Genomic DNA, 20,679 nt, shown 5'->3' with positions numbered 1-20,679 from the left:
TTGGTCGAAGGCTGCTGCGAACACGGGTGAGGTGGTGTACAACTCGTGTCCCATGCCGGGGTATTGCGAGCCTTGCCCGGTGTAGCAGAACGCGATCTTCCCGCTCGTTGCTCGCCCCTGGACGACGTCACCGTGCGAGCGGCCTTCCGCCAGTGCGGTCAGTGCTTCGAGTCGTGAGGCGGGTTCACCGCCGGTGACCGCCGCGCGGTGCTCGAAGTGCGTGCGGGTCGTGGCCAGGGCCCGTGCGACAGCGGCGACGTCCAGCTCGGGGTGCGCCTCCAGGTGGTCTCGCAGGCGAGCGGCCTGCCCGCGCAGAGCCTCGGGCGTCCGCCCGGACAGCACCCACGGCACCAACCCGCCACCGTCGGGGGCGGCAGCAGCGACCGCCGGCTCCGCGTCGCTCTCCGCTTCCGGCGCGGCCTCCAGCACCACATGCGCGTTGGTGCCGCTGATGCCGAACGAGGAGACGGCGGCGCGGCGGGGTCGTCCCGTCTCGGGCCAGGGCACGGGCTCGGTGAGGAGGGAGACGGCGCCGGTCTCCCAGTCCACGTGCGGGCTCGGGGCGTCCACGTGCAGGGTGCGCGGCAGCACGCCGTGGTGCATCGCCTGCACCATCTTGATCACGCCCGCGACGCCCGCCGCTGCCTGCGTGTGACCCATGTTCGACTTCACCGAGCCGAGCCACAACGGCCGGTCCTCGGGCCGGTCCTGGCCGTACGTGGCGAGCAGCGCCTGCGCCTCGATCGGGTCGCCGAGACGGGTCCCGGTGCCGTGCGCCTCGACGGCGTCGACCTGGTCGGCGGTGAGACGGGCGTTGACCAGGGCCTCGCGGATGACGCGCTGCTGGGCCGGGCCACTCGGGGCGGTGAGGCCGTTGCTGGCGCCGTCCTGGTTGAGCGCGCTGCCGCGTACCACTGCCAGGACGCGGTGGCCGAGGCGCTGCGCGTCCGACAGCTTCTCCAGCAGGAGCAGGCCCGCGCCCTCGCCCCAGCCGGTGCCGTCGGCTGCCGCGGCGAAGGGCTTGCAGCGGCCGTCGCGGGCGAGCCCGCGCTGGCGGCTGAACTCGGTGAAGATGCCGGGGCTGGGCATCACCGTCGCACCGCCGGCCAGCGCGAGTGTGCACTCGCCCGAGCGCAGCGCCTGCGCGGCGAGGTGCAGGGCCACGAGCGACGACGAGCACGCCGTGTCCACGGTGACCGCCGGGCCCTCCAGGCCCAGCGCGTAGGCGATCCGGCCGGAGGCGACGCTGGTCGCGATGCCGGTCAGCAGGTGGCCGTCCGCGCCGGTGCCCGCGGCGTGCCGCAGCGACGCGTAGTCCTGGCTGGCGATTCCGGCGAAGACGCCCGTGCGGCTGCCGCGCAGCGACTCCGGGTCGATGCCGGCGTGCTCGCACACCTCCCAGGCGGTCTCCAGCAGCAGCCGCTGCTGCGGGTCCATGGCCTGCGCCTCGCGCGGGCTGATGCCGAAGAACGCGGCGTCGAACGCGTCCGCGTCGTAGAGGAATCCGCCGGCCCGCACGTAGGTCGTGCCGTGCGCGTCGGGGTCCGGGTCGTAGAGGCCGTCGACGTCCCAGCCGCGGTTCGCCGGGAAGTCGCCGACGACGTCGCGGCCCTCGGCGATGAGGTCCCACAGCGCGTCGGGCGACCGCACGTCACCGGGGTAGCGGCAGGCCATGCCGACGATCGCGATCGGCTCCTGCCGCCTCGCGTCGTTCTCCTGCAACTGCTTGCGCGCAACGTGCAGGTCCGCGGTCACCCGCTTGAGGTACGCGCGGAGGGTGTCCTCGTTCGCCATACGGCGTCAGCTCCTTGGGTTCCCGGTCCGTACGGTCGGGGGCGTGCGCCGCGGCTGCTGGGGCGGGCGCCGGCCCCGCGCCGTCGCGGTCACAGCTCGTTCTCGATGAAGGCGAAGATCTCGTCGTCGCTGGCGGCGTCGATACGGCCGGTGACGTCCTCCTCGGGCGCGGTGCCGGCGGGGACGTCCACCTCGTTGAGGCGGAAGAGGAAGTCCCGCAGCCGGGCGGAGATCTGCGCCCGCACGTCCTGGTCCTGCACGGTGGACATGGCGAGTTGCTCCAGCCGGTCCAGGTCGTCCAGCACCGGCTGGTGCGCCGCGGCGCCGGCGGGGGCGAGTTCGGACCGCAGGTGTCCGGCGAGCGCCAGCGGCGTGGGGTTGTCGAAGACGACTGTCGCGGGCAGCCGCACACCCACCGCGCGGCCCAGCCGGTTGCGCAGTTCGACGGCGGTCAGCGAGTCGAAGCCCACCTCCTTGAAGGCGCGGCCCTCCTGGATTGCGCTCGGGTCGGCGTGGCCGAGCACGGTCGCCGCGTGCGTCCGCACCAGCTCGACCAGCAGCTCCAGCTGCCGGCCCGGCGTGCTCGCGGCGAGCCGCTGCGGCCAGCCCTCCGCGGGCGCGTTCCGGGCCGCCTCGGGACCGGCGGCGCGACGTCCCGGATCGCGGACCAGCCCCCGCAGGATCGGCGGCAGCGTGCCGGCCGCGGCCAGCGAGCGCAGCACCCCGAGATCGAACCGCACCGGGACGGCGAGCGGCTGGGGCGACTCCAGTGCCGCGTCGAGCAGCGCCAGGGCCTGCTCGGTGGGCAGCGCCGTGATGCTGGCCCGGCTGAGCCTGGCCCGGTCCGCGTCCTGGAGTTGCGCGGTGAGTTTGCTGGTCTGCTCCCACAGGCCCCAGGCCAGCGACGTGGCGGGCAGTCCCCGCGTCCTGCGGTGCTGGGCGAGCGCGTCGAGGAAGGTGTTGGCGGCGGCGTAACCGGCCTGGCCGGCGTTGCCGAGCACCCCGGCCGCGGAGGAGAACAGCACGAACGCCGCCAGGTCGAGGTCGGCGGTCAGCTCGTGCAGGTTCCACGCCGCGTCGATCTTCGGCCGCAGCACGGTGTCCACCCGCTGCGGGGTCAGTGCCGGCACGATCGCGTCGTCGAGCACGGCGGCCGCGTGCACCACCGCGGTCAGCGGATGCGCCGCGGGCACGGTGGCGAGCAGCGCGGCCAGCGCCTCGCGGTCGGCCGCGTCGCAGGCGGCCAGCGTCACCTCGGCGCCCAGCGCGGCCAGTTCGTCGCGCAGTTCCCGCGCGCCCTCCGCGGCAGCACCCTGACGGCTCGTCAGGATGAGGTGCCGGATGCCGTGTTCGGTGACGAGGTGCCGGGCCGTCAGGCCGCCCAGCGTGCCGGTGCCGCCGGTGATCAGCGCGGTGCCGTCGGGGTCCAGCGGGTGCGGGAAGGTGAGCGCGAGCTTGCCGGTGTGCCGGGCCTGGCTGAGGAAGCGGACCGCCTCGGGGGCCGTCCGCACGTCCCAAGCGGTGCAGGGCAGCGGGCGCAGCGCGCCGCTCGCGAACAGCTCCGCCAGCTCGGCCAGCATGACCTGCACCGACTCGGGTCCGTCGGAGTCCAGGTTGAACGTCCGGTAGCGCACGCCCGGGTGGGCGGCCGCCACCTCCTCCGGGTCGCGCCGGTCGGTCTTGCCCATCTCCAGGAAGTCGCCGCCGCGCGGCAGCAACCGCAGCGAGGCGTCCACGAACTCGTGCGCGAGGGAGTTGAGCACCACGTCCACGCCCTCGCCGCCGGTCGCCGCGAGGATCGCGTCGGCGAAGTCCAGCGTCCGGGAGTCGGCGATGTGCGCGTCGTCGAAACCGTCGGCGCGCAGCACCGGATGCTTGGCGGTGCTCGCCGTAGTGAAGACCTCCGCGCCCAGGTGCCGGGCGAGTTGCACCGCGGCCATGCCCACGCCGCCGGTCGCGGTGTGCACCAGCACCCGCTGCCCGGGCCGCACCTCCGCCAGGTGCTTGAGGCCGTAGTACGCGGTGAGGAAGGCCACCGGCGCGGCGGCGGCCTGCGGCCAGTCCCAGCCGGCGGGGACCGGGACGACCATCCGGTGGTCGGCGACCGCCAGCGGGGCCAGGGCGCCCGCGAACAGCCCCGTCACGCGGTCGCCGACGGCGACACCGGTGACGTCCGGGGCGGTCTCCACGACGACGCCCGCGGCCTCGCTGCCCATCACGTCCTGGCCCGGGACCATGCCCAGCGCGACCAGGGCGTCGCGGAAGTTCAGGCCGGCGGCGCGCACCGAGATCCGTATCTCCCCGGGCGCCAGCGGCCGTCGCGCCGCCGGGTTGTCCACGGGGGACAGCGACTCGGGGCTGCCCGGCTCCGCCACGTCGAGCCGCCAGCCGGGGTCCTGCGGCAGCACGAGCGCCTGCCCGGGCCGGGGGCGGGACAGCCGCGGCGCGTACGGGACGCCGTCGCGCACCGCGGTCTGCGGCTCCTCCCCGGCGAGCACGGCGGGCACCGCGGCGGCGGACGCCGGCCGGTCGTCGAGGTCGAGCAGCACCAGCCGGTCCGGGTTCTCCGACTGCGCGGTACGCACCAGACCCCACACCGCGGCCTGCGCCAGGTCCCGGTCCTGTTCCTGGTCGGTCACCGCGACCGCCCGGCCGGTGAGCACGGCGAGGCGGCTGACGGCGAACCGGTCGTCGGCCAGCCACTGCTGGACGAGGGCGAGCGTCGCGTCCAGGGCGGCGCGGGTCGCACGCGTCGGCTCGCTGCGGGAACGGGACCCGGGGACGGCACCGGAGCCGGGCGCCGCGGTCCGCGGGTGACCGGAAGGCGCGGCGACGAGCACGGTACGGGGAACCGGCGCGCCGGCCTCGACGGCCGCGGCCAGCGCGGCCAGGTCCGGGTAGGCGGCAGGTGCCGGGTCCACGGCGGCGACCGCCGCCGCGAAGGGCCCCGGCCGGTCTGCGAGCGCGGCCTCGCCCGGTGCGCTGCCCGTGGCGCCGTCCGGCGCTCCGTCCGCAGGCGGGCCGGCCGCTCCCGCGGACGCGGCGAGGTCGCCGAGGACGGCCACCGGGCCCTCCGGAGCCGCGGTCCTGGCGGCTGCGGGTGCGGTCACCGGTGTCCAGTCGAGGTGGAACAGCGCGCTCTGGTGCTCGGTGCGCGCCATGGACAGCAGGTCGGTGCTCAGCGGGCGCGTGGTCAGCGACCCGATCGTCGCCACCGGCCTGCCCGTCGTGTCCGCCACGGCGAGCGCCACCGTGTCCTGGCCGGTGCGGGTCAACCGCACCCGCAGCCGCGACGAGCCGGTCGCGTGCAGGACGACGTCGTTCCACACGAACGGCAACTGCACGCCGCCGGCGACGTATCCGCCGTCGCCGCCGTCCGCGTCCAGGCCGATCGAGTGCAGCGCCGCGTCCAGCAGCGCCGGGTGCACGCCGTAACCCGCCGCATCCGCGGGCTCGTCCAGGACCACCTCGGCGTACACCGCCTGCGCGTCCCGCCACGCCGCCCGCAGCCCGCGGAACGGCGCCGCGTACGCCATGCCGATGCCCGCCAGCCGGTCGTACAGGTCCTCGTGCGGCAGCGGTGTCGCGCCCGGCGGCGGCCAGGCCGCCAAGTCGAAGGCGTCACCGGCCTGTTCGGGCTCCAGCACGGCCGAGGCGTGCGCCAGCCACGGCGTGCCCGGCTCCGCGTCCGCGGACCGCGAGTGGACGGTGCAGCCGCGCCGTCCGTCGCCGTCCGCCGCACCGACCGTCACCTGCACCTGCACCGACCCCTGCGGGGGCAGGATCAGCGGTGCCTGCAAGGTGAGTTCGCCGATGCGCCCGCACCCTGCGTGCGCGCCCGCGTGCAGCAGGACGTCCACGAACGCGGTCCCCGGCAGCAGCACCTGCTCCAGCACGGCGTGCCCCGCCAGCCACGGATACGACTGGAGCGACAGACTGCCGGTGAACACGTACCCCTGGCCGTCGGGGAGTTCGACGATCCCGCCGAGCAGCGGATGGCCGGCCGGCGCCAGCCCCGCCGCGCCCGCGTCCGCGGCGGCCGGCGCGTCCAGCCACAACCGCTGGGCCTGGAAGCCGTACGTCGGCAGGGCCACCGTGCGGCCCTCGCCGATCAGCGCCCGCCAGTCCAGGGGGACGCCGTGCAGGTGCAGATCGGCCAGCGACGCCGCCATCCGGGCGCGGCCGCCGTGTTCGCGGCGCAGTGTGTGCAGGACGCCGAACGCCCCGCCCGCGTCCGCCGCGGTCTCCTGCAGCGACGTCGCCAGCATCGGGTGCGGCCCGGTCTCCAGGAACACCGCGTGCCCGTCGGCGATCAGCGCGCGCGTGGCCGCCTCGAACTCCACCGGCTCGCGCATGTTCCGGTACCAGTAGGTGGCATCCAGGCCCGCGGTGTCGAACAGGCCGCCGGTCACCGTGGAGTAGAACGGCACGGCCGCCGTGCGCGGCGCCACCGGGGCCAGGACCTCCAGCAGATGGTCGTGGAAGACGTCCACCTGGGCGGTGTGGCCGGCGGTGTCGATGCCCGGGATCAGCCGGGCCTGGACGCCCTCCTGCTTCAGCTCGTCCACGAACTCCCGTAGCGCGGCGGGCTCGCCGCCGACCGTGGCCGTGCCGGGGCTGTTCACCGCGGCGACCGACAGCAGGTCGCCCCAGCGCTCCAGCCGCGGCCGTACCTCGGCGGCGCCCAGCGACACCGCCGCCATCGCGCCGCGCCCGGCCAGCTTCAGCCACGCCTGGCTGCGCAGCGCCACGATCCGCGCCGCGTCCTCCAGGCTGAGCGCGCCCGCGACGTACGCGGCGGCGATCTCGCCCTGCGAGTGCCCGACCACCGCGGCCGGCTCCACGCCCGCCGCCTGCCAGGCGGCGGCGATCGCGACCATCATCGTGAACAGCGCCGGTTGCACCACGTCCACCCGGTCCAGCGGTGGCGCGTCCGGCCCGCCGCGCAGCACGTCCAGCACCGACCAGTCCAGGAACGGCCGCAGCGCCGCGTCGCACGCCTGCGCCGCCTCGGCGAACGCCGGGGAGGACGTGAGGAGTTCGTCCGCCATCCCGGGCCACTGCGAGCCCTGCCCGGGGAACACGAACACCAGCCGCCCCTCGACGGCGTCGGCCCGCAGCGCGGTCGCCGTCGTCTCGCCTTCGGCCAACGCGCCCAGTCCGGCGAGCAGTTCGTCCCGGTCCGCGGCGACGACCGCCGCGCGCCGGACGAAGTGCGTCCGGGTGGTGGCGAGCGAGCGGGCCAGGTCGGCCGGTGCCGCCTCGGGGTGCGCGGTGACGTGCGCGGCGAGCCGCCGGGCCTGGGCGTGCAGGGCGTCCTCGGTCTTGGCGGAGAGGACGTGGGGGAGGGGGGTGGGGGTGCTGTCGGTGTCGGTGTTGGGGGTGCTGTTGCTTTCGGGGGTGGGGTCGGGGGTGGGTGGGGCTTCGAGGATGAGGTGGGCGTTGGTGCCGCTGATGCCGAAGGAGGAGACGGCTGCGCGGCGGGGGTGTCCGGTGTCGGGCCAGTCGATGGCTTGGGTGAGGAGGGAGACGGCGCCGGCGTCCCAGTCGACGTGTGGTGTGGGCTCGTTGACGTGGAGGGTTCGGGGCAGGACGCCGTGGTGCATGGCCTGGATCATCTTGATGATTCCCGCGACGCCGGCGGCGGCCTGGGTGTGGCCGATGTTGGACTTGATGGAGCCGAGCCACAACGGCTGGTCGGCGGGCCGGCCCTTGCCATAGGTCGACAGCAGCGCCTGCGCCTCGATGGGGTCGCCGAGCTTGGTCCCCGTACCGTGTGCCTCGACGGCGTCGACGTCACCCGGTTCCAGACCTGCGTTCGCCAGCGCCTGGCGGATGACGCGTTGCTGGGAGGGGCCGTTGGGGGCGCTGAGCTGGCTGCTGGCACCGTCCTGGTTGACCGCGGAACCGCGGATCACCGCGAGCACCTGGTGGCCGTTGCGCCGGGCGTCCGACAGCTTCTCCAGCAGCAGCAGGCCCGCACCCTCGGACAGGGCCGTTCCGTTGGCCGTGGCCGCGAACGCCTTCACCCGGCTGTCGGACGCCAACCCCTGCTGGCGGCTGAACTCCACGAACGTCGTCGGCGTCGCCATCAGCGTGACGCCTCCGGCCAGGGCGAGCGTGCACTCGCCGGAGCGCAGGGCCTGGGTGGCGAGGTGCACGGCGACCAGCGACGACGAGCAGGCGGTGTCGACGCTGACCGCCGGGCCCTCGAAGCCGAACGTGTACGACAGGCGGCCCGAGGCCACGCTGTGCGCGCTGCCGGTGCCGAGGTACGCCTCGAACTCCTCGGGCGTGCGGTGGACCAGGCGCGCACCGTAGTCGCTGTACATGATGCCGGTGAAGACACCGGTGGGCGTGGACCGCAGGGTGGTGGGGTCGAGTCCGGCGCGTTCGAGGGTTTCCCAGGCGGTTTCGAGGAGGAGGCGTTGCTGGGGGTCGATGGCGAGGGCTTCGCGGGGGCTGATGCCGAAGAATTCGGGGTCGAAGGTGTCGGCGTCGTGGAGGAAGCCGCCTTGGTCGGCGTAGCTGGTGCCGGTGGTTTCGGGGTCGGGGTCGAAGAGGTGGTCGAGGTTCCAGCCGCGGGTGGTGGGGAAGTCGCCGATGGCGTCGCGGCCTTCGGTGAGCAGGTGCCAGAGTTCTTCGGGTGTGGTGACGCCGCCGGGGTAGCGGCAGGCCATCGACACCACCGCGATCGGCTCCTGCACGTCCGACTCGGCCGCCGCCAGGCGCTGCCGCGTCTGGTGCAACTCCGCCGTCACGCGTTTGAGATAGTCGCGCAGCCGGTCCTCGTTCGACATCTGACGCTGCTCCTTCACGGTGTCGCTCACCGTTCCTCACCTCTCGCCTGCGGGGACTCGGGACCCGGCCGCGCGCCGGGCGCCACGGCCGTGGGGACCGTGCGGGGGCTCATGCGATGCCCAGTTCGTTGTCGATGAAGTCGAAGACGTCGTCGTCGGTGGCGAAGTCGATCCCGCCGTCGCCGGATCCGGGGCCGACCGCGTCCGGCCCCACGCCGGCCCCCGCGCCGAACCGGGGAACGTCGCCGAGAGCGGCGGCCTCCGCCTCGGACAGCGTCAGGAGCAGGTCCTGGAGCCGCAGCGACAGCCGCGTTCTCGCGTCCGCGGAGTAGCCGGCGATGGCCGACTCCAGCCGGTCGAGGCCGGACAGGTCCGGCAGGCCGGACGCGTCGGGCGCGCCGGCACCCCCCGGTCCGCCGGCGGGTGCGGTGCCGGACGCGCCGTCGGAGTCCTCGGCGGTCAACTGCTCGCGCAGGTGCACCGCGAGGCCCGCCGCCGTCGGATAGTCGAAGACCGCGGTCGTCGCCAGCCGCAGCCCGCTGGCCGCGTTGACCCGGTTGCGCAGCTCGACCGCGGTCAGCGAGTCGAAGCCCATGTCGAGGAAGCCGCGGTCCACCGGCACGTTCTCCGGCGAGCCGTGGCCGAGGACGGTCGCGACCAGGCCGCGCACCATCTTCACCAGCAGCCGGTGCCGGTCGGCCTCGCCGAGCGGCCGCAACTGCGCGCGCAGCGCCGCCGCGCCGTCCACGGCGCCGCTCCCGTCGACCGCGCCGGCACGCCGCCCGGGAGTGCGCAGCAGGTCCCGCAGCAGCGGTGGCAGCAGCCCGTCGCCGGCCTGCGCCCGCAGAGCCGCGGCGTCGAGCCTGGCCGGGACGGCGAGCGGCCGGCCGCAGGCCAGCGCGGCGTCGAACAGCGCCAGACCGTCCGCGACGCCGACGGCCGTGATGCCGTAGCGGTTGAGCCGGGCCCGGTCGGCCGCGTCCATCGCTCCGCCGGTCTGCTCCCACAGCCCCCACGCCAGCGACGTGCCGGGCAGCCCGAGCGCCCGCCGGTGGTGGGCCAGGGCGTCCAGGAAGGTGTTGGCGGCCGCGTAGTTGCCCTGTCCCGCGTTGCCGACCAGGCCCGCCACCGACGAGAACAGCACGAACGCCGCCGGTGGCGCGTCGCGGGTCAGCTCGTGCAGATGCCACGCGGCGTCGACCTTCGGACCGAACACCGCGTCCAGGCGCTTCGGCGTCAGCGACCCGATCGTCGCGTCGTCCAGCGCGACGGCCGCGTGCACCACCGCGGTCAGCGGATGCTCCGCAGGCACCGAGGCCAGCAGCGCCGCGAGCGCCTCGCGGTCGGCGACGTCGCAGGCCACGAGCGTCACCTCGGCGCCCGACGCGCCCAGTTCGGCGGCGAGGTCCGCCGCGCCCGGTGCGTCGGGCCCGCGCCGCCCGGCGATCAGCAGCCGCCGCACCCCGTACGAGGCCACCAGGTGCCGGGCCAGCGCGGCGCCGATCGTGCCCGTTCCGCCGGTGATCAACACCGTTCCGTCGGGGTCGAGTTCGGGGACCGCGCCGTCGCCCGGGGCGCCCGCCGATCCGTCCCGGGTGACCCGTGGAGCCAGCAGCGCGCCGTTACGCACGGCGAGTTGCGGTTCTCCAGCGGCAAGTGCCGCCGCTGTCACGGCAGTCGGGACGTGGAAGCGGCCCTCGGCGGCATGCGGGTCGAGGTCGAGGAGGGCGAACCGGCCGGGGTGCTCGGTCTGGGCGACCCTGACGAGCCCCCAGACCGTGGCCGCGGCCAGGTCCGGCACGTCCGCGTCGGGCGCCGTGGCCACGGCGCCCCGGGTCGCCAGTACCAGCGTCGCGTCCGGGCAGCGCTCGTCCGCCAGCCACTCCTGCACCAGGGCGAGCGCGTCGCCGGCCACGGCGCGCGCGGCCTCCGCGGGCGACCCGCCGGGAGCATCCGCGCGGTCGCCCGGCGCGGCTGCGCCGCCCGCCGCCGTACGCGCGCCGTGCACCGGGGCGCATACGAGGTCCGGCGCCGGTGCGCCCGCCTCGACCGCGGCCAGCAGGGCGCGCAGGTCGGGGTAGCGCACCGCGTCGGCGGCGCCGCCGACGGCGGCCTGCGCGTCGCCGAGCAGTGCCCAGCGCGGGGCTCCGGCAGCGGCGTCGGCGGTGACCGGGATCCAGTCGACGCCGAGGACCGGCTCACGGGTGCCCGCGGCGCGCCGCAGCTGCCCGGCGCCGATCGGCCGGATCGCGAGCGACGCGACGGAGGCGACCGGCCGGCCGGAGCCGTCGGCGAGCTCCAGGGACACCGCTCCCGCGCCCGCCGGGGACATCCGGACCCGGACCGCGCGGCCCGCGTCCGCGGTGAAGGACACGCCCGAGAAGGCGAAGGGGAGCGGGACGCGCTGCTCGCCGCCGTCCGCCGCGGGCAGCGCGTCCGGGCGGAGGAACACCGCCTGCAGCGCGGCGTCCAGCAGCGCCGGGTGGATGCCGTACCCGCCGGATCCGGCACCGCCGCCGATGCCCGCACCGGTGCCCGCGCCGTCGTTGGCACCGGATCCGGCAACCGATCCGGCACCGGACACCGCACCCGGGCCCGATCCGGCGCCCGCCTGGGGCAGTTCGGCCTCCACGTACAGGTCCTCACCCTTGCGCCAGACGGCCCGCAGGCCCTGGAAGGCCGGGCCGTAGCCGATGCCGGCGTCGGCCAGGCGCACGTACAGGTCCTCGATGTCCACCGGCTCCGCGCCCTGCGGCGGCCACGGCCCGGGCGCGGCGCCGTGCGGCGCGCCGGTGGCCTCGGGCTCCGGCGCGGCGAGCACGCCGGTGACGTGCTCGGTCCAGTCCGTGCCGCTGCCGGCACCGGCCGCGGTGCCGGAGCGGATCACCAGGGAGCTGCGGCCGTCCTCGCCGGGAGCGCCCGCCACGACCTGGAGGCGCAGCGCGCCGTGCTCGGGCAGGACCAGCGGCGCGTGCAGGGTCAACTCCTCGACCGGGCCCGCGCCGACGTGGGCCGCGACGTGCCGGGCCAGCTCCACGAAGGCGGCACCGGGCAGCAGGACGGTGTCCAGCACCGCGTGGTCGGCCGTCCACGGCTGGTCGGCCAGGCTCAGCCGCCCGGTGAACAGGTGCCCGCCGTTCGGGAGTTCGGTGACCGCGCCGAGCAACGGGTGCCCGGCCGGGCTCAGTCCGGCGGAGCGCACGTCCGAGCCGGCGACGGCCGCCTCCAGCCAGTACGGCTGCCGCTGGAAGGCGTACGTCGGCAGGTCCAGGTCCGCCGGGCGCGCGGTCCACCCGCGCGGGACGGCACGCGACCAGTCCACCGGCGCGCCGCGTGTGTAGGCGAGGGCGAGCGAGGCGGCGATCCGGTCCGCGCCGCCCTCGCCGCGGCGCAGCGTCCCCACCACGGCCGCCTCCGCCCCGGCCGCCTCGATGGTCTCCTGGAGCCCGAAGGCCAGCACCGGGTGCGGGCTGACCTCCACGAACAGCCGGTGCCCGTCGGCCAGCAGCCGTGACGCGGCCTCCTCGAACCTGACCGGCATCCGCAGGTTCCGGTACCAGTAGCCGGCGTCCATCGTCGTCGTGTCCAGCGGGCCGCCGGTCACCGTCGAGTAGAACGGCACGTCCGACACCCGCCCGCGGATCCCGGCCAGCACCTCCGTCAACTCGTCCTCGACCGGCGCGACGTGCGGCGAGTGCGAGGCGTAGTCGACGGGGATCGCCCGGGCGCGCACGCCCTGCTCCTGGTAGGCGGCGACGATCCGGCCGACGGCCTCCACGTCGCCGGCGATGACGGTCGTCGCGGGGCCGTTGATCGCGCCGACCGTGACCGTCCCGCCGTACGGGGCCAGGTCGTCGGTGACGCGGTCGGCGGGCAGCGGCACCGAGGCCATCGTGCCGGTGCCGCCCAGGACCGTGATCGTCCGGCTGCGCAGCGCCACCACGGCGGCCGCGTCCGGCAACGACAGCGCGCCCGCCACGCACGCGGCGGCGATCTCCCCCTGCGAGTGGCCCACGACGGCGTCGGGACGCACCCCGTAGGAGCGCCACAGCGCGGCCAGCGACACCATCACGGCGAACAGCACGGGCTGGACGACGTCCACCCGCTCCATCGGCGGCGCGTCCGGCGCGCCGCGCAGCACGTCGATCAGCGACCAGCCGGTGAGCGGGTCCAGATGCCGGGCGCACGCCGCCATCTCCCGCGCGAACACCGGTGAGGTGTCCAGGAGTTCGTCCGCCATGCCCATCCACTGGCTGCCCTGGCCGGGGAAGACGAAGACGGTGCGGCCCGGGGAGGGGGCGTGCGCGTCGTGCACCAGCGCGTCCGCGGACCCGCCGTGGGCCAGCGCCCGCAGTGCCTCCATGCGGCCGGCGCCGTCGGCCGCGACGACCGCGGCTCTGCGGTCGAGGTGCGCCCGCGAGGTGGCCAGCGCCCCGGCGATCCGCGCGGGGTCGAGTTCCGGGCGCCCGGCCAGGTGCGCGTGCAGCCGCAACGCCTGTGCGCGCAGGGCCGGTTCGCTCGTCGCCGACAGCACCCACGGCAGGACCACCCCGGCCACGGGCGGGGTGTCCTCCGCCCCCTCCGCGGACCCGGCCGGCACGTTCGGTGCTTCCTCGTCGGCGGCCTGCTCCAGCACCACATGCGCATTGGTGCCGCTGATGCCGAAGGAGGACACGGCGGCGCGGCGCGGCCGCTCGGTCTCGGGCCAGTCGACGGCTTCGGTGAGGAGGGAGACCGTGCCGGTCTCCCAGTCGACGTGCGGTGTGGGCGCGTCGACGTGCAGGGACTTGGGCAGCACCCCGTGCCGGATCGCCTGGACCATCTTGATGACGCCGGCGACGCCGGCGGCGGCTTGGGTGTGGCCGATGTTGGACTTGATGGAGCCGAGCCACAACGGCCGTTCGGCGGGCCGGTCCTGGCCGTACGTGGCGAGGAGGGCCTGGGCCTCGATGGGGTCGCCGAGCTTGGTGCCGGTGCCGTGGGCCTCGACGGCGTCCACGTCACCTGGTTCCAGGCGGGCGTTGGCGAGGGCGGCGCGGATCACGCGTTGCTGGGAGGGGCCGTTGGGTGCCGTGAGGCCGTTGCTCGCGCCGTCCTGGTTGACGGCCGAGCCGCGGACCAGCGCCAGGACCTGGTGGCCGTTGCGCCGGGCGTCCGACAGCCGCTCCACCAGGAGCAGGCCGACGCCCTCGGAGAAGCCCGTGCCGTCGGCACCCGCCGCGAACGGCTTGCACACCCCGTCGGGGGAGACCCCGCGCTGGCGGCTGAACTCGATGAACGTCTGCGGCGTCGCCATCACCGTCACGCCGCCGGCCAGGGCAAGATCGCACTCGCCCGACCGCAGCGACTGCGCCGCCAGGTGCAGCGCCACCAGCGACGACGAGCACGCCGTGTCCACGGTGACCGCCGGGCCCTCGAACCCGAAGGTGTACGACACCCGGCCCGAAGCGACGCTGCCGTGGCTGCCGTTGCGCAGGTACCCCTCGATCTCCTCGGGCGCGGTGCGCAGCCGGCCCCCGTAGTCGCCGTACATGACGCCGGCGAACACGCCGGTCCTGCTGCCGCGCAGCGTGGCGGGATCGAGCCCGGCGCGTTCCAGGGTCTCCCAGGCGGTCTCCAGCAGCAGCCGCTGCTGCGGGTCGGTGGCCAGCGCCTCGCGCGGGCTCATCCCGAAGAACTCCGCGTCGAAATGGTGCGCGTCCGTGAGGAACCCGCCCCTGCGGGTCGTGCTCCGGCCGGCCCGCTCGGGGTCCGGGTCGTACAACTCCTCGACGTTCCAGCCGCGTTCCTCCGGGAAGCCGCCGATCGCGGTACGGCCCTCGGCGAGCAGCCGCCACAGCTCCTCGGGGGAGTCCGCGCCGCCGGGGAAGCGGCAGCCGATCCCGACGATCGCGATCGGCTCGTCGGCGCCGCTCGCGCCCGGGTCCGCCGGGCCGTCCTGCTGCGCACGGCCGGACCCGGGGCCCGATGGGGCGTCTCCGCCCAGCTCGCCCGTGATGAAGCGGGCCAGCGCGGCCGGCGTGGGGTGGTCGAAGATCAGGGTGGACGGCAACCGGAGCCCGGTGGCCGCGTTGAGGCGGTTGCGGAGCTCGACCCCGGTCAGCGAGTCGATGCCGAGCTCCTTGAACGACTGGGCGGCGTCGAGCCCGGTCGCGTCCGCGTGCCCGAGCACCGTCGCGAGATGCGTGCTCACCAGTGCGTCGACCGCGCGGGCGCGAGCCTTGGCCGGGAGCCCCGCCAGGCTCTCCGCGGACGACGCGCCCGGCGCGCCGGCCGGAGCGCGCCGCACCGGCGTGCGGACCAGCCCCCGCAGCAGCGGCGACAGCGTGCCCGCCTCGGCCTGCCGCCGCAGCGCCCCGCCGTCCAGCCGGACGGCGGCGACGGCCGCGGGCGCGGTGCGCCGCGCGGCGTCCAGCAGGTCGAGTCCCTGGGCGGTGCCCAGCGGCACCATGCCGCCGCGGGACAGCCGGGCCAGGTCGGCCGCGTCCAGGTGCCCGGTCATGCCGGTGGCCTCGCCCCACAGGCCCCACGCGATCGACGTGGCGGGCAGCCCCGCGGCCTGCCGGTGGTGCGCCAGCGCGTCGAGGAACGCGTTGGCGGCCGCGTAGTTGGCCTGTCCCGCGGTGCCGAGGATGCCGACGACCGAGGAGAACAGCACGAAGCCGGTCAGCGGAAGGCCGGCGGTCAGCTCGTGCAGGTGCCAGGCGGCGTCGGCCTTCGGCCGCAGCACCGCCGTCACCTGCTCGGGGGTGAGGCCCTCGACGGTGCCGTCGTCCAGCGTGCCGGCCGCGTGGACGACCAGCCGCAGCGGATGGTCGCCGGGGATCGTCGCCAGCAGGCGGGCCACCGCCTCGCGGTCCGCGACGTCGCAGGCCGCGAACCGCACGTCGGCCCCCAGCGCGGTGAGTTCGGCGGCGAGCGCGGCGGCACCGGGCGCGTCCGGCCCGCGGCGTCCGGCCAGCAGCAGGTGCCGGGCGCCCTGCTCGGTCACCAGATGGCGGGCGGTCAGCCCGCTGAGCGTTCCGGACGCGCCCGTGATCAGGACGGTCCCTTCCGGATCCACGCCGAAACCGGGGGCCGGACCGGCGCCGGCCGCGGCGGCGGCACCGGCCAGCCGGGTCAGCCGGGGGATGAGCAAGGTGCCGTCGCGCAGGGCGAGTTGAGGTTCGGTGCTGGCCAGCGCGGCGGCGAACGCCGACCGCGTGCGCGCGTCGCCGTCCGTCCCGGTGGCAGCGGTCGCGTCGAGGTCGACGTCGGCGCCGACGTCCAGCAGGGCGAACCGCCCGGGGTGCTCGTTCTGGGCGACGCGGACCAGGCCCCAGGCGGCGGCCGCCGCGGGGTCGGGTCCTGTCCCGTCGCCGGGCACCGCGACCGCGCCGCGCGTGGCCACGACCAGGCGAACGGCCTCCAACTCCTCATGGACGAGCCACTCCTGCACCAGCGCGAGGGTGTCCAGGGTGACCCGGTGGGCCGCCTCGGCAGCGGACTCCCGGCCCGCCGTGCCGGACACGGCGGCGACGACGGTCGCGGGCGCCGCCTCGCCGTTCCGCACCGCGTCCAGGAGCGCGGTCAGGCGGGAGCGCCACTCGGGCACCGAGGCCGCGCCGGACCCGAGCACCACCACCTCGCCCCCGCCTGGTGCGGCGCCGGGCGCGCCGGGCGCCGTGGGGGCCGACGACGGCGCGGTGGGCAGCGCGAGTTCGCTCCAGCCCAGCCGCAAGAGGCCGTCGCTGCCCGGGGCCATCGCGCCGCGCAGCACCTCCGCCGCGGCCGGGCGGGTGGTCACCGAACGCACCTCGGCGATCGCCGTCCCGTCCGCGTCGAACAGGGTCAACTCGCGGCTGTCGGAGTCCGATCCGGACCACCGCAGCCGGGCCGTATCGCCGCCGGCCCGCCACAGCGACACGCCCTCCCACGCGAACGGGAGCCGGATGCGGTCGTGTTCGTCCCTGCCGAGCAGTCCGGCGGGCTGCAGCGCGTGCAACGCCGCGTCCAGCAGCGCCGGGTGGAGTCCGAAGCCCTCCCCGGTCTGTCCCGGACCCAGCCGGACCTCGCCGTAGACGTCGTCGCCGTCCCGCCACACCGCGTGCAGCCCCTGGAACGCCGGACCGTACTCGTAGCGATCGTCCCCCAACTGCCCGTAGAGCTCGTCCACGTCGACCGGCCGGGCCGCGGCGGGAGGCCACGGCCCCGACCACCGCGGGCCGGCCTCCTCCCCGGCCGGGGCCGGTTCCGCCACGCCGGCGGCGTGGCAGGTCCAGCCGGCGCCGCCGGAGGCGGGGGCATCCGTCGCCGGCCCGTCGCCGGGCCGGGCGTGCACGGCGACCGCGCGCCGCCCCTCGCCGTCCGCCGCGCCGACCGTCACCTGGAGCCGGACCGTGCCCGACGGGGACAGCAACAGCGGTGCGTGCAGCGTCAGTTCGGACAGAACCGGGCAGCCGGCCTGCCGTGCCGCGTGCAGTGCCAGCTCCACGAAGCCCGTGCCGGGAAGCAGCACGACCCCGTCCACGGCGTGGTCGGCCAGCCACGGCTCGGCCGCCAGCGAAAGGCGCCCGGTGAACACCAGCCGGTCGTCGTCCGCGTCGGCGAGGTCCAGGCGCGCGCCCAGCAGCGGGTGTTCGGCCGCGCCGAGCCCCAGCACGTCCGGGCTCCCCGCCGCCGCGGGCGCGGTCAGCCAGTGGTGCTGCCGCTGGAACGCGTACGTGGGCAGGTCCCACGCCGTGACCGGCAGTCCGCCGGACCCGGCGGCCGGATCCCCGCCACCGGTGGCGACGGGGGACGGCCAGCGGATGTCCGCGCCGTGCACGTACGCCTCGGCGAGCGAGGTCTGGAAGCGCCGGAGCTCTCCCTCCTGGCGGCGCAGCGAGCCCACCGCGACCGCCTCGCCCGCCGCGTCCGTGCTGTCCGCGGTGTCCTGCACGCCCAGCGTCAGGACCGGATGCGGGCTGCACTCCACGAACAGCCGGAAGCCGTCCGCCAGCAGCGCCCGGGTGGCCTGCTCGAACTGCACGGTCCTGCGCAGGTTCCGGTACCAGTAGTCACCGTCGAGACCGGCCGTGTCGACCGGGCCGCCGGTGACCGTCGAGTAGAAGGCGGTGCCGGCGGTGTGCGGCGCGATGTCCCGCAGCACCTCGCGCAGTTCCGCCTCGATCGTCTCGACCTGCGGCGAGTGCGCGGCGTAGTCCACCGGGATCAGGCGCGCTCTGACGCCCGCCGCGGTGAACTCCGCGAGCAGCTCGTCCAGCGCCTCCGGGTCCCCGGCCACGACCGTGGCCGCCGGGCCGTTGACCGTGGCGATGTCCAGCCGGCCGGCCCAGCCGGCCAGACGCGGCGCGACCTCGGCGGCCGGCAGCGGCACCGCCATCAGGCCGCCGGTGCCCGCGATGTCCCGCAGCGCCCGGCTGCGCAGCGTCACGATCCTGGCGGCGTCGTCCAGCGACAGCGCCCCGGCCACGTACGCGGCGGCGATCTCGCCCTGCGAGTGCCCGACGACCGCGTCCGGCCGCACCCCGTAGGAGCGCCACAGCGCGGCCAGCGACACCATCACCGCGAACAGCGCGGGCTGCACCACGTCCACCCGGTCGAGCGAGGCGGCACCCTCCCGCTCGTGCAGCACGTCGAGCAGGGACCAGTCGGTGAACGGCGCCATCGCGCGGTGGCACGCCTCGATCCCGGCGCGGAACACCGGCTCCGCGGCGAGCAGCCCGCGGGCCATCCCGGCCCACTGCGAACCCTGGCCGGGGAAGACGAAGACGGTACGGCCGGCGGCACGGGCGCTGCCGCGCACCAGGTGCGGCGCGGTGCCGCCGTCGGCGAGAGCCGCGAGACCGGACCGGATCCCCGCCCGGTCGCCGGCCACCACGACCGCCCGCTGGTCGAACACCGCCCGTCCGGACAGCAGCGCCGCCCCGACCTCGCCCGGAACCAGCTCGGGACGCCGGTCGGTCAGCTCCAGCAGCCGCGCCGCCTGGCCGCGCAGCGCCGCTTCGGACTTCGCGGACACCACCCACGGCACGAGAGCGCCGGTTCCGGCGTCCGGCCTCTGCTCCTCAACGCCGCCACCGGCTACCGCGGATGGCGGTCCCACCGCCAACGGCGCCTGTTCCAGCACGACGTGCGCGTTGGTCCCGCTGATGCCGAAGGACGACACCGCGGCGCGCCGCGGCCGGCCGGTCTCCGGCCACGGGCGCTCCCGCTCCAGCAGCTCGACCGCACCGGACTCCCAGTCCACGTGCGGGCTCGGCGCGTCGACGTGGAGCGTGCGCGGGAGCGTGCCGTGGCGCAGGGCCATCACCATCTTGATGACCCCGCCGACGCCCGCCGCGGCCTGGGCGTGCCCGACGTTGGACTTCAGGGACCCCAGCCACAGCGGCTCGCCGCCGTCGCGCCGCCCCTGGCCGTAGGTGGCCAGCAGCGCCTCCGCCTCGATCGGGTCGCCCAGGGCTGTGCCGGTGCCGTGTGCCTCGACCGCGTCGACGTCCGCCGGCCCGAGACCGGCCGCCGACAGCGCCTGGCGGATCACCCGCTGCTGGGCCAGCCCGCTCGGCGCGGACAGGCCGTTGCTCGCGCCGTCCTGGTTGATCGCGGAACCGCGGATCACCGCGAGCACCTGGTGGCCGTTGCGCCGCGCGTCCGGCAGCCGCTCCAGTAGCAGCAGTCCCGCGCCCTCCGCCCATGACGTGCCGTCGGCCGCGGCCGCGAACGCCTTGGACCGGCCGTCCGCCGCGAGTCCGCGCTGCCGGGAGAATTCCACGAACATCCCCGGGCCGGCCATCACCAGCACCCCGCCGGCCAGCGCCAGCGTGCAGTCTCCCTGCCGCAGCGACTGCCCGGCCAGGTGCAGCGCGACCAGGGACGAGGAGCAGGCGGTGTCCACGGTGACCGCGGGACCCTCCAGCCCCAGCGTGTACGCCACCCGGCCGGAGGCGACACTGCTCGTCGTGCCGGTCAGCAGATGGCCGTCCAGCCCCTCCGGCGCCTCGTGCAGCCGCGGGCCGTAATCCTGCGCGGTGGCGCCGACGAACACGCCGGTCGGCGTGCCGCGCAGCGTGGCCGGGTCGATCCCGGCCCGCTCCAGCGCCTCCCAGGCCGTCTCCAGCAGCAGCCGCTGCTGCGGGTCCATCGCGGTGGCCTCCCGCGGGCTGATCCCGAAGAACGCCGCGTCGAACTCGCCCGCGCCGTCCAGGAATCCGCCCGACCGCACGTACGATGCGCCGTGCGCGGCCGGATCCGGGTCGTACAGGGCGTCGTTGTCCCAGCCGCGGTCGGCCGGGAAGTCGCCGATGGCGTCCCGCCCTTCGGCCACCAGCCGCCACAGGTCCTCCGGCGACGTCACGCCGCCGGGATACCGGCACGCCATGCCCACGATCGCGATCGCGTCGTCCCCGCCGTCCTCGCCCGCACGGTCCCGCGTCGCCGGCAGCCGCGGAGCGTCCGCCGCGTACGGTTCCGCGCCGTCGGACTCCGCCAAGGTCTGCTGGAGGAAGGCGGCCAGGCCGGCCGGAGTCGGGTGGTTGAACGTCAGCGCGGTCGGCAGCCGCAGCCCGGTCACGGCGCTCAGCTGGTCGCGCAGCTCGACCGCCGACATGGAGTCCAGGCCCAGGTCCCGGAACGTGGCCCGCACGTCGATCCCGCCCGGAGCGTCGTGCCCGAGCACGAGCGCCAGGTGCGTGCGGACCAGGTCCAGCGCGTTCCAGCGGTCCTCGGCACGGGAGGGGGAGCCGGCGGTGTCGGCACGGACGGGCGCCGATGCGGCGGCGGATGCCGTCGGCGCCCCGGCCGCGGGCCAGTAGGTCCGGTGCTGGAAGGCGTAGGTGGGGAGCGGGACGTAGGGGGCCGGGGGGAGGACGGCGTCCCAGTCGGTGGTGGCCGCGCTGAGCAGGGCGGTGGTCAAGGTGTGGGAGGCGCTGTGCTTGCGGCTGAGGGTGGCGGTGCAGGTTGCCGGTTCGGTGTCGGCGTTGAGCTGGGAGGTGTCGGTGAGGGTGGTGAGGGTGTGGGTGTTGAGGGTGGTGAGGGTGGTGTCGGGTCCGATTTCGATGTAGTGGGTGGTGCCTTGGGTGTGGAGGTGGGTGATGGCTTGGTGGTA

The 20,679-nt window shown here is 76.0% G+C and carries 3 protein-coding genes; all 3 read right to left on the bottom strand.

Going from position 1 to position 20,679, the window contains the following annotated elements:
• On the bottom strand, positions 1-1,794 hold a 1,794-nt coding region (locus tag ACH4TG_RS40435; protein WP_398248233.1), incomplete at its 3' end, for a type I polyketide synthase.
• 89 nt (positions 1,795-1,883) lie between these two features.
• Entirely contained in the window at positions 1,884-8,624 is a 6,741-nt protein-coding gene (locus tag ACH4TG_RS40430; protein ID WP_398248231.1) for a type I polyketide synthase, read from the bottom strand.
• Between the two features lie 79 nt (positions 8,625-8,703).
• On the bottom strand, positions 8,704-20,487 hold the full coding sequence (locus tag ACH4TG_RS40425; protein WP_398248229.1) for an SDR family NAD(P)-dependent oxidoreductase: 11,784 nt from the start codon (positions 20,485-20,487) through the stop codon (positions 8,704-8,706).
• Between the last annotated feature and the right edge of the window lie 192 nt (positions 20,488-20,679).

The organism is Streptomyces sp. NPDC020917, assembly GCF_044333795.1.
Classification (GTDB): Bacteria; Actinomycetota; Actinomycetes; order Streptomycetales; family Streptomycetaceae; genus Actinacidiphila.
The sequence above is the reverse complement of the archived record's forward strand: the minus strand, read 5'-3'. Positions and strand labels throughout refer to the sequence as shown.